This window comes from Flavilitoribacter nigricans DSM 23189 = NBRC 102662 (genome assembly GCF_002646595.1).
Lineage (GTDB): Bacteria > Bacteroidota > Bacteroidia > Chitinophagales > Saprospiraceae > Flavilitoribacter > Flavilitoribacter nigricans.
Genome location: NZ_PDUD01000043.1, coordinates 101,787 through 113,267, shown reverse-complemented (window position 1 = coordinate 113,267; position 11,481 = coordinate 101,787). Strand labels below are relative to the sequence as shown.

The window sequence follows — 11,481 nt, the reverse complement described above, 5'->3', positions numbered from 1 at the left end:
ACGATAGCTCCCCCGGTGACGGTCACTTTACCCGAGCGAGTCTGTGTTTCCGGGTTAGGGTCGCAGGTGACCGTGATGGTCTTATTGCCCGAGCCCGACGTGGCGCTTAGCTTGATCCAACTGCGGTCATCCGAAGCCGACCAATTCAGATTGCTGGTAATACTAAAGCTTTGGTTGCCACCGTTTTCACTGAAGTTTAGCACAGACTTATTCAAAGATAATTCCTCCTCTTCTTCTTTTATGATATCCAGTGGTACAGGATTTTCGTAGTATCCGTTCTCTATGTAGTACCAAAAATCCTCCTCGTTATTCTCAGGCGAATAAAAGTAAGCAGCCAGATAATAATATCCCGGTTCAAGGGCAACAGAATTAGAAAAAGTAAATGTTCTTTCACAACCGGCACAGATGCTGATGTCATACTTCTCCTCTACTGTTTTGAGAAATTGCTCATCCTGATTCAACCAGTCGGCTGACAAATCTCCCTTCCAGGTCGTACTTCCTGTATTCCTTACCGTGTACACGACCTCGATGGTTTGGCCGGATACGGCGGGATTCGGGTTAATCTGAATCGGTGAGGCCAGGACCAGTTTAGGAAGATCAGTTGGGCATACGACCGAAACCGGGATGAGATTCTCGTACTCCCCGGGACTGACGGGGAAGATGCTCTCAGATCCCGGAGTCGCAAACACCGGTGCTACATAGTATTCCCCCTCATCCAGCAAAAGGTCTGGATTAGTGAATTCAAGGCCGTTGACATAATAATAATCAGGCTCGAGGCCATCCTCCGAAAACTCACCGATGAGATTGAGTACTTTACGATCTTCATCGAGCAACAGGGCCCCGATTGCTCCACTGAAAGTACTGGTGCCACTATTGTACACATTAAAATATACGGAGAACTCTTCTCCGCAGGCGATAGGGTCCGGAGTGATCTCTACGGGATCGATCAGGGTAAGCTCACCCATCCCCTCCTCAACCCCAGCCGCCATCTGTATAGCTCTGTAGGCGTTGACCCGGCCGTAGCCCATTTCCACATTCCAGGCGCTAACTGGGTGGCCACTAATATTACTATAATTATAGTTACCAATCTTTTCACAACTAGCTTCCAGGATATAGCGTGCATCCTGAGCGGTCAGATCAGGATTAACAGATAGAACAAGCGCCATGACGCCGGCTGCGATTGGGCAAGCTGCTGAGGTGCCTCCAAAGTAATAGTAATCACTATTGGTATAACCGTACTGGCCAGTCCGGTCTGTAGTGATCGCTGCCACCCCAGGAGCGACTATATCCAAATCATTTCCAACATTACTACTCCACCAATCTTCCCCATCACAAGAATTATATGATTTCCTTCGTGCACAAAAAGTACTTGCCCCTACTGCAATACAATCGGGATTAGCAGCCGGATAAGAAACGTAATTATTCCCTTCGTTCCCAGCAGCAAAAAGCACGGGTGACCCTTTGCCATTACGTCCTTGTTGTAAGGCATTTCTAATGGCTGAATTCACTAAACTGGAAGGGGGGCCTCCACCCCAGGAATTGCTCAAAACATCAGCCTGCCCTTCACTCCAGGCAGAATTAATACCTTCGGCAGACCAGCTGTTCTGATAAACGGAATTACCAGCTGCTGTTTTGTAGGAAATTCGAACGCTGGTAATTGTACATCCATTGGCGATGCCGGCGATGCCAGTACCATTATTAGCAGTAGCTGCGGCCAAACCGGCACAAGCCGTACCGTGTCCATCAAATTGCCCTGGATAACCGCCGGTTCCCGGGGCCTGTCCTGTGATATCCGTGCCGTGGAGAAAATTCGATTGCAGATCAGGATGATCAGACTGAACCCCGTCGTCTATAATTGCGATATTAATATTCTTACTACCCCTCGTGATCTGCCAGGCTCTTTCCACATCAATGTCTTCGCCGGAGATACTTCCTTCAAATTGCCCGGTGTTGGATAAAGCCCATTGCGCTTCAAAGAGTGGATCATTCGAGCGCTGAAGGTTCAGCATCAAAAAATCAGGCTCCACGAAGGTAAAATCCTTGCTTTCAGATAATTGGTTCGTCAGATCAAGGGTATTCAAAGGAGTTTGATCCGTCACCTTCAGGTGATAGATAGTAGGCGTATACTTATCCTGCGCCACGATCTCCAGATGATATCGTTCTGCGTATTTGCGCAGTAAGGATAGGTCAGCGCTATTTTTTAGGCCAATCTGGAATGACTCTGTAAAACTGATCTCCGTTTGTCCCTGATACCGTAAGAAGGGGCTGGCCAGGGCAATCCCGGGAGTAGATCTCAATGTCCGGATAAGTTTTTCTACCTGGGCAAAAGATGTTTTTGCCTGTAGTTCGGCGAAATAGACTTTGGGAGTATCCAGTACGAGGTCTGCCTGATAGGGTTTCAACATTTTGTGCTGACGAAACAACAGAGTCCGGGCCCCATCGGTAAAATTAGGCGCGAAACGCAATAATATCTTTTCGGTAGATAACTCATAATAAGCTTTACCCTCCGGGATGTAGCTAAAATAACGCTGCCCGGGAAGCAGGCCGGAATAACACACAAGCAGCAGGAGCAGCCCGGTGCTACGCAATAGTTTCTTGAGATTTTTCACGGTAAATAACTAGATTTTAGTGGATTCGGGTAGTAGCTCCGCAGCATCGGGGGCAATGGACTGATAAAGAATTACTACAAATAATATTTCCGATGAAAATAAGGGATAGCGGTAGCGGAAAGCAAACCAAAAAAAGAGTGATTATCTCGCTAAAACAGCAGGCATTGAATCAGAAAAGCACACCTAACTATTTATTAATCATGCAAATAATCAATGTATGCCTTTGTGTTTTTTCTTTTTGTAATGGAGGTGAATGCCCATTATTGAAAAGTTATATCGAGGATCCCGGCTGCTGCGAAATAATTTCTCCAAAAATCCCTGATCAATTGGTAGCTTTCGCCGTTATAGCCCACTTGTACATTATTGCCGCCATTAAGTGGATGAATAACTACTTTCACTGTATACTTTTCCAACGCGTTTTTCGCGGGGGTGATATACCTGTCCTCCAGGCACCCACCGTTTAGATCACTTTCCGCTCTTGACAGATCATGATTATTGATCAGTCTGCTTCCCTTTTGTAAGAAGCAATAAGTGCCGCAGTTACCGTTGTCGGCAATGGTTTCCAGCATATCCGAAAAGTAGTGTACTTCAATCAGACTTGAATCTGGCAATCCCCTGGCTACCTCTTCCAATCGCTTGAGGGATGGCAGCACCCGAATTCCCTCATTGTAGGTTTGGTATTTATTTTTAACAGCATCCTTAAAATCGGAAAGTATCGTCTCTATATTTTCGTCGGAATAGCAACAGGCTTTCGCTTCTTCCTGGCTTAAGGATGCAGTTGCGAGTCTTTCCGCACCTTCCGTATTATCGCTAAGTGAGAAAAAATGAAGCCGGGGGATTTGGAGGCGTTCGGAAAAAAAGGTACCCTCTTCAATAAAATTATGAAGTAAGGGCTGAATAGTCGTTCCGTATGTGCTTAGAAAAACCGGCAGTTGTTGTGGCGTTTCACTAAAGATAATGGCGACCCGGTCTGCCCCGACTGATTTTGCCCCGCATTCATTCTCGCAGCCTGAAGAAAGGCCAAAGGCCAGTACAACAACTATGAATAAAATATAACTCTTCATGATATTTCAGTATTAGTTAAATTTTTGATTATGGTTAGTGGTCTTCATCCGGTAGATCAAATACTGATCTTCCTTGATTTTCATCAATCGTTGCGAGCGGCCTACTTCAAACCCGTGCCGGTAGCGATGTACTACCGTTTCCTTGATGCTGGCCTTAGTGTTGATCAGCCCCATTGGCGCTTCGTGGAAGCGGTACCGTCCTTCCTGTTTGGAGAGTTCCTGCTCCAGGCGGCTTTTCTCCTGCTTTAGCGCCTCGATCTTGGCTTTTTCCTGTTGAAGTTGCCCCTCCAGGTATTGGTAGAAGCCATTCTTCTTTAGGCTTTTCATCAATTTACCGGTCAGATGATACCGCTGTTTACTCATATAGATCGCCTCCTGCAGCAAGTTGGCTCCCACCAGTGCAAACAATAAGGTTAAAGTAGCCAGGAACCCGATCATGGCGATAGCCTGGACTGCGATGATCTCCGGGCCGCCGAACAAATTTTGCAGGGTCTCACGCGCGTCGCCCTGGAGGCTTTTGCTTAACACATTGATACCATTGGGTATACTGATCATAAGGATCGAAAAGGCGATCAGTACCAGCCCAACGGACGAAAAGAGCCGGCGTTTGAAAGTAGTTTTGTTCTTAGCGTAAGCGATAGCCGCTTTGAAAAGCATGCCGACACCTAATGGGTAGGCCATGGAAAACAGTATAGCAAAGACCTGATCGGATGACAAACCGATGCCCCGGCCAATATTGAAGTTCAGCAAATCCGCCAAAAAGTTGTACACCAGATAGAACTCTCCAAAAAAGATAAAAAAGGCTAAGAAGAAGTACAGACGCGTATGCCAGGGACTATCGATGAACGGCTGGCTATCCAGTATTTTCGTGCGAATTTTCTCAAGTTTATCACTGATTTCCTGTAGGAGCTCAGCGTATCCCTCGTAATAACTCAAGTTATCAGCATTTGACAGCCTTGACCACCAGAAGGTGCTTCTGTTTTCATCTGGATCCTGGTTAAAGGCGGATTCGATTACGGGAAACTGTTGAAGTACCGCTTTGAGTTCTTTGATCTTCTCTACGGTTAGTCGCGTATCCGGTGCACGGAGATGATCCGCCAATACCCGCCGCATTCCCTCCATCTCCAGCTTTAAATTTGCCTGCAACTGCATACCTTCCTGGAACGATGTCTCGATCAGGTGAAACTCTTTGTCCAGGTAATCCGTCCAGGCTCGTTGGTGATCATCCATAAACTGCCCCGTATCCAGGCGCTTAACCAGCGATCTAATATCCGCTTCTACCTGCCTGATCTTGGCGCGGGCGAGTGCTATCACACTATCCGCCCGTCCCGGATCGAGGTCATTGATCAAGCGGTCCAGTTCTCTTTGCAATTTCTCAATGTGCATTTTAGCCTGCACCATTTCAAACTTGCGGATGTTTTCCAGGCGTTCATTCAGAATGGTAACGTAATACTCAAACTGTGATTCAATCGCCCGGGTAGCAGACTGTATGTCGTCTATAAGCTGATAGCCGTCCTTAAAGCCCTTTTGGTACGCCGGTGCATCTTCTGCGTTTCCGTACACCTCCCGGTGAATGGCCCCGATGATATCGTCCACCGGGCCAAAGTACTTTTTGAGGATGTCATGCTCATACAGCGAATCATCTCCGTCACCCGGTAAAAGTACCTGAGAATCTTCCAAGGTGTGTATTATCGGATCTGCTGTTGCTTTTTTCCTGGAAAAAAGCGAATTAAGTATTTTCATGAGGAAATAGTTTGCGGTAAAGAAATCAGTGGCAGTGCAGGTTGAGGAGATCCGCTGAGACTTTGCCGGATACTGTCCCCTTCCAGGTAGCCTTTTTCCAGAGCAAAAAGGTCATGTTCAGCCTGTAGCTTCAGGTTTAGAAAGGCTTCAGATCGGCTATTTGCCTGACCGATAATGTCCATTCCCCGGAGCCGATCATTGAATTGATTGATCATTTTCAGGCTGTCGGTAATGGCATCCTGAATACTATTAACCATCTCCAGACTGGCCCGTCTGACTTCATCCAGGGCGCGGGTCCGATCCTGTTCGTTGAGGTTCATTTTAGTTAAGATTTCGGTAGCGGTCACGAACTGTTGTAAGGCAGTATTGGCGTATTGTTGCAGGTTTTGCAGCTGTTCGATGCCGTCCTGGTTTACCTTTCTGAAAGCACCCGCCAGATTATCGACCTCCTCCTTGATGATCTTCATACTACTCGTGTATTCATTGTTGCATCGCCGGCTGCGCTGCTCCAATTCATGGACCGCACCCACTTTTTTGGTTTCCATACCACCCAGTCCGTATAGTCGACCGATTTCCAAATATTGACGTTCGTAGCTGTATTCAGTTTCTGGTTGGCCAGCCGAGGGAATTTCCATCGGTGAAATTTGTTCGTTTTTCATTGTTTAGCTGTTTATATTGGTAAATAAAAATTCGACTCTTCTTTGTTGAGCACCACCATCGTTAGTGCTACCGATCGGTTTGACGCCCATCCCCTGGTACTGAATGGTGATGCGATCCCGCAGTTCCGGTGGTAGTAGTTCGTTGAGAATAGAGTTGCAAGCGGTAGCTCCCTCGTGTGAACGTGCCCAGGAGAGCAAATAGTTGTCTGGGATGGCTTTCGGGATCTGGGCTCCCTCCTTATGGTCTAGGCGTAAAGGCTTATTCTGATCGTGATAACGCCCAAGGCCATGATAAGCAATACTACTTACCTTTGCAGGATCTGCAAACCCCATACAGGTGATCAGGTATCGATCTTGCGGATGTAGGCGAACATAATTGGCAATCACTTCAGAAAACAGTTCCAGGTCGGCCCGATTCAGCTCCGTGATCGCGTAGGCTCCGGGATCGAAATAGGTGTTATTATCGGCACAACGACCGGCCCAGTAATTGTATCGTTTGGTAATCCTTAGAAAGTTTACATCTTCCGGAGATAAATCTTGAAAGTCATCGCAATGTTGCCTACCCAAACATGACTTCGTGAGCACCGGAGAATACTGTTGATTGATCGGGTTGCTGATAAATTTGCTGATGTCGGAGCAGGAAGAAAGCCCAGGTTGCAGCGCAACCTGCAAGGCGTCTGAACAGATAATATGCGATTTTGGCGCATACATCCGGTAATGGATAATCAGCTTGCAGTTCTCCCGGTCAAACTCCAGATCAAAGTCGGGGATAAACAAGCGGGATAAACCGTTTTTACCATTAATGAGGGGCTGAGCGGAGGCCCTGCCCGTTAAGGTACTTTTGAGCAATTCGCGGTCAACGGTTGCCGGCAGATCCAACCTTAATTTGTTGATCAGATTGGGAATTCGAGACTCCATTTCGAACTTAAAATAAGCCGGCCAGTCTTCCGGTTCTTTTCCCTCCGCTAGCTCTACTTTGACCGACTCTGAATTGTAATTGAGCGGCGAGAGCGGGGTAGCACCGTTGTAATAGTCAACCTTTTGTGCCTCCGCAGCAATTTTTGGGTATTGCTTACTCCAGCTTGCGCAGGGCGGCGGTGGCGATGTATTTATGAGACTAATAATGGCTATTATCACTCCGCCCGGCACCATAGCCGCTAAAAGGATCTGCAGTATGGCAGTAGACAAAAAGGAGGGCTGTCTGTTTCGTTTTTTTCTCATGATTTTGATGGTGTTATTCGGGGATTCATTCACCCGGATGATGAGGTAAAATTCATACCAGGATACACCAGATCATTTGATTACCCGGATGAATTACCAAGGTTATCAGGGATTTGACTGATCTACCGGTACAAAACCAGATGATGCTCAGTATAGCTTTGTTAACATGGTGAAAGCAGTGCGCGAAATGTCCGAGGAAAAAGAAAAAAACTTGTGAAAATTTTTTTTTTCGGTAGGCAGGGATAAACACCCAAAAGTGCTTGCCAGCCTTGGCGTAAGTAAAAAGAGCCGGTATTGAAACCGGTAAGGTCGGCTGAGTCATTGGAGATCGGTCAGAGAAAATAGCGGCGAAAAATATTGGGAAGAATAAATACCTTTCCATGATCAAGAAGGTTTTAGGGTAAATAATCATTTGAATCTGCCCTCTCAGTGAAAGCAGTTTTCAAAATGTCCTTCTCGATCGAAGATTTTTTTAAAGATTTTGTAATGAAGGGAAAATTTCATTTTAGAGGATGCATATCACCGACGGCGATTATTCCCGCCCATAAGCTCGGGTGGGCCTTAATGTCCTTACGGGAGGCCAAAAAGTCAATTTTAGCCCGGCGTAAGGCCTCATCTTTCGAAGTCTCTGACTTCAGGTATCGATAATAGTGAGTCATCAATTCCTGGGTGCTACGATCATCGACCTGCCAAAGTGTGGTAGTGATACTTTTAGCTCCGGCGTATGCGAAGGCCCGGGCCAGACTGACCAGACCTTCTCCACGTTGCAGTTCTCCCGTACCGGTCTCACAGGCGGACAGCACGACTAGATCGGCGTTCAGTTTCAAATTATATAAATCCCGCACGTAGAGTAGTTCGTTGTCCAAGCTATCGGGAAACGGGGCGAAGGCGAGATAAGAGTAATCTCCCAACCGGGTATCGGCTTTGCCGTGCGTCGCTAAGTGGATCACCCGGTACTGAGCAGCCAGCTTCCAGAATTCTGCTTTGGTAGCTGCTTTTCCGTAGAAACCATCCGTGGGGAAAAGGATCTTTAAGCTATCCAATTCAATTTTAGTTTGCGGAAGGTTCACCAAGGTATCAGCCCGGGTATCATCTAGCCACCATTGACTTTGGTCCAGATCATTGGTAAACACCGTATCGACATCGGAGTAAGGTGCGAAGCCCAGAACTTTGTTCTGGGGCTTTTGCTGATGCAATTTTTCCACCATTTCCCTTAACAATGTAGCAGAATAATTATAGCTAATTTGGTGGCGGTTGAGTAAATAAGGATACCGCTCCGGCTGGTATATGCTTTCTGGCTCATGAGTCAACAAAGTCTCATAGGGAACATAATTTAAAATGCCGTCCGGCACAATTACCAGACGTTCGGGTAACCGATCGGCGAGCGGGGCTATGAGTTTTTCATACAGATAGCGGGCGGCTTCATTATAATATTCCAGCGTATATGGTAAAGGCTTTTGAAGACTCCATTGCAGCTGCCGGACCTGCTGTTTAAATACACTGTCCATTTCAACCTTGACCACTTCGTAGCGCTCTGGTTGTACGAGGAAGATGAAAACCGTACTGTCTCCCACAAAATACTCCAGTAATGCCTGATCCGGTTGCAGCAGGCCTTTCTGCACTTCCTCTAACGAAGCGGTATTCAGATCGTATTTCAGCCGGTAGTATTCCGGATAAGATTTTTCAAAATGATGTTTGAGGCGGTCATAGGTTTGGTTTAGTTCAAATAATCGGGAACTGATGTTTAAAAGGGTCGTATCAGTTTCCGAAACGTCTTCGTTCAGTTTTCCCTGTCTTAACTTATCGTAGTAGGTGAGATCTATTTTTAACTCGTATTCTCTTTGCAGTAAACTATCGGGGATGCCGGCAAAATTTAATGCCTGGGACTCTTGGAGGGCCTGGTAAAGCAATAACGATCTGGAGCGTTCCACGACCACGAAAGCATCCTCTAAATAATGGAGGGAGTCTGTTTGTTGATACAGCTTAAGATCTAGATTCAAGGCCATTTCCGACATTTTCGCACCAGCTTCAGCCAAAATCTTTTTGGATTCGGTTAACGAGTTCTTGAGCTTCAACTGGACAACTTTGAAAACCAACTGATTAAAATGGCGGGCTTTTCTTAAATGGTCGATGCTGGAAGATTGATCGTACCACCGTCTGTAAAATTGAGCAGTGGTAAACAACGTTTCAGCTAATTTCGGCAGGGCATTGATCTCGGTTAACGAATCAATGTGGGATAAACCAAAAGTGAGCAGGGCACGCTCAAAACTCTCTTCTGCTTTTTGAAAATTCCCCGTTTCATAAAAAAGTAATCCCAAAGAAGCCTGAGTAGACGCAAAATATCCGCCCTCGATGAAAGACATATTGTCTATAACCGATAGGGCTTTTTGAAAGTATTCTATAGCCAGATCATATGCTCGGTTACTCTGGTAGGCTGTTCCTAAATTGCTGTATAGTTTAGCCAGCGCTACGCTATCTATAGTCCCAAAATCTAAATAATATTTCTCTGCCTTTTTGAAGTTCTCTATAGCCTGTTCTTCTTTTCCCTGCTGTATATAGCACAAACCCAAATTCTGAAGCAAGTTCGCTATTTCTAAAGGAAATTCATTTTTGTAAGGTGTAAGTATTGCTATCGCTTCATTATTATAGCTGATGGCTTTGCTTTGTTTGTGGATCTGATAATAGGTGACCGCCAGACTTTGGTATAATGCAGCGACCTCGGGGTGCTTTTCCCCTCTGAGCTTCTTTAGAATAAATAGAGCCTTCTCATGGAAGTTTTTTGCTTTGAAATAATTACCGTAAAACGAGTAAGCGTTCCCCATATTCAAATAGGTTCTCGCTATTTCAACGGTGTTTTCGTACCCTAAGTCGATATAGATCTGCCTTGCTGACTCCAGATAGGAAATACTCTCCCGGTAATAACCTAAGATATGTTGAATAGCCCCCAGGTTGCCGTATACCTTAGCTAAATTCAGCTTATCAGTGCCGGCTTTTTCCAGAAGGCTAACCGCCTTTCTTAAATAAAAAAGAGATTCTTTATAGTTTTTGTTGTTGTAAAAGCTGGTGCCTAAGCCGAGATAGGTCGCCGCGACCTTTGGATCTTCCTCTTCCGGATGAACTTTTTTGAATCTCCTTAATGCTTCCGAATAGTAATAAATAGACTCTTCGAGATCCCCTTTCTGTCCAGTTGCACCACCTAAATTAAAATTGAAGATAGCCAGCTCTTCCTCTTTTTCGCTGTAGAGTATCAGGGCATTATCCAAGGCAGCTTTCCAGGCATTTATCGATTGATCCAATTTCCCTATTCCATTGGCGATGAAGCCGATATATCGATTGCACTCCAGCACATTTGTATTAACGGTGCCCAAGGTATGGGTGAAAACAACCCGGGAAGAATCAAATTTATTGAGCGCTTGCACATATTTTGTCGCTTTAAATAAGTCTATCCCTTCCAAGAAAAGTGTTGTTGCCAACACCGTATCGGCCAGCGTATAATTTGAGGAATCTTTTGGGTTATCACCCAAAATCTCCTGGCTAATCCCTTTCGGTACAAATTGAAAGGATAAAATAAAGGTGATTAAGATTAAAAAGGATATTCGTTTCATTAGGCCAAATTTGTGCGATGTGAGCAAAGAGAAACTGTGAAGAGCAAAACAGAGCAAAAGTTATTTAATGAGTGTTTTCCTCTATACCCTATTCCCAGATGTATTACAACTTGATTTAAACAATACTTTCCCTGATTCCAAGTGATTTATTTGTTAATACTTAGCTACAATTGAATACCGACCGTGAAAGCTGCCACTATGATTGCGATCTATTAACAGATCATCTGTATATTCAAACTCCCCGTCGATATCAAAACTTCCTGGATTAAAAAAGCAGATGCCTGAAATTGTTATTTTTCAACAACTATCTCTTCGCAAGCAATGAAAAATTAGAATTTCCAGTTGCATTTGCATGGGTTTTAACATGGAGTGATAATTCAATACCCATAGTAAGAAGCTTCAACGAAATTTAAAGTAAGCGTACTAAAAGGAGAACGACAAGTAAAAAAAAGGCCCATTTTCCCGCTGATCCTTGAAATCAGAACATTACAAATTCGATGTAAATCATTGATAATTAATAATTTAAATCATATACGGTAATTAATATTATCCCGTGAAAATGAAAAGCAATAATCATACT

The 11,481-nt window shown here is 45.1% G+C and carries 6 protein-coding genes; all 6 read right to left on the bottom strand.

Annotated elements, in window-relative coordinates:
- Positions 1–2,609 (bottom strand): S8 family serine peptidase (locus CRP01_RS43385; RefSeq protein WP_099154435.1); only part of this gene is annotated, 2,609 nt, incomplete at its 3' end.
- A 260-nt stretch (positions 2,610–2,869) separates the two neighbouring features.
- On the bottom strand, positions 2,870–3,673 hold the full coding sequence (locus CRP01_RS33430; protein ID WP_099154434.1) for a hypothetical protein: 804 nt from the start codon (positions 3,671–3,673) through the stop codon (positions 2,870–2,872).
- 12 nt (positions 3,674–3,685) lie between these two features.
- Entirely contained in the window at positions 3,686–5,416 is a 1,731-nt protein-coding gene (locus tag CRP01_RS33425; RefSeq protein WP_143473652.1) for a hypothetical protein, read from the bottom strand.
- Positions 5,413–6,075 carry a hypothetical protein gene (locus CRP01_RS33420; protein WP_099154432.1) on the bottom strand — a complete coding sequence of 221 codons (663 nt, stop codon included), beginning with the start codon at positions 6,073–6,075 and terminating at the stop codon, positions 5,413–5,415. Before CRP01_RS33420 ends, CRP01_RS33425 begins: the two co-directional genes overlap by 4 nt.
- Before the next feature lie 3 nt (positions 6,076–6,078).
- Complete coding sequence (locus CRP01_RS33415) at positions 6,079–7,296, bottom strand: hypothetical protein (protein WP_099154431.1); 1,218 nt, start codon at positions 7,294–7,296, stop codon at positions 6,079–6,081.
- 500 nt (positions 7,297–7,796) lie between these two features.
- Positions 7,797–10,901, bottom strand: a complete 3,105-nt coding sequence (locus tag CRP01_RS33405) for a CHAT domain-containing protein (protein WP_099154429.1) — start codon at positions 10,899–10,901, stop codon at positions 7,797–7,799.
- Positions 10,902–11,481 lie beyond the last annotated feature (580 nt).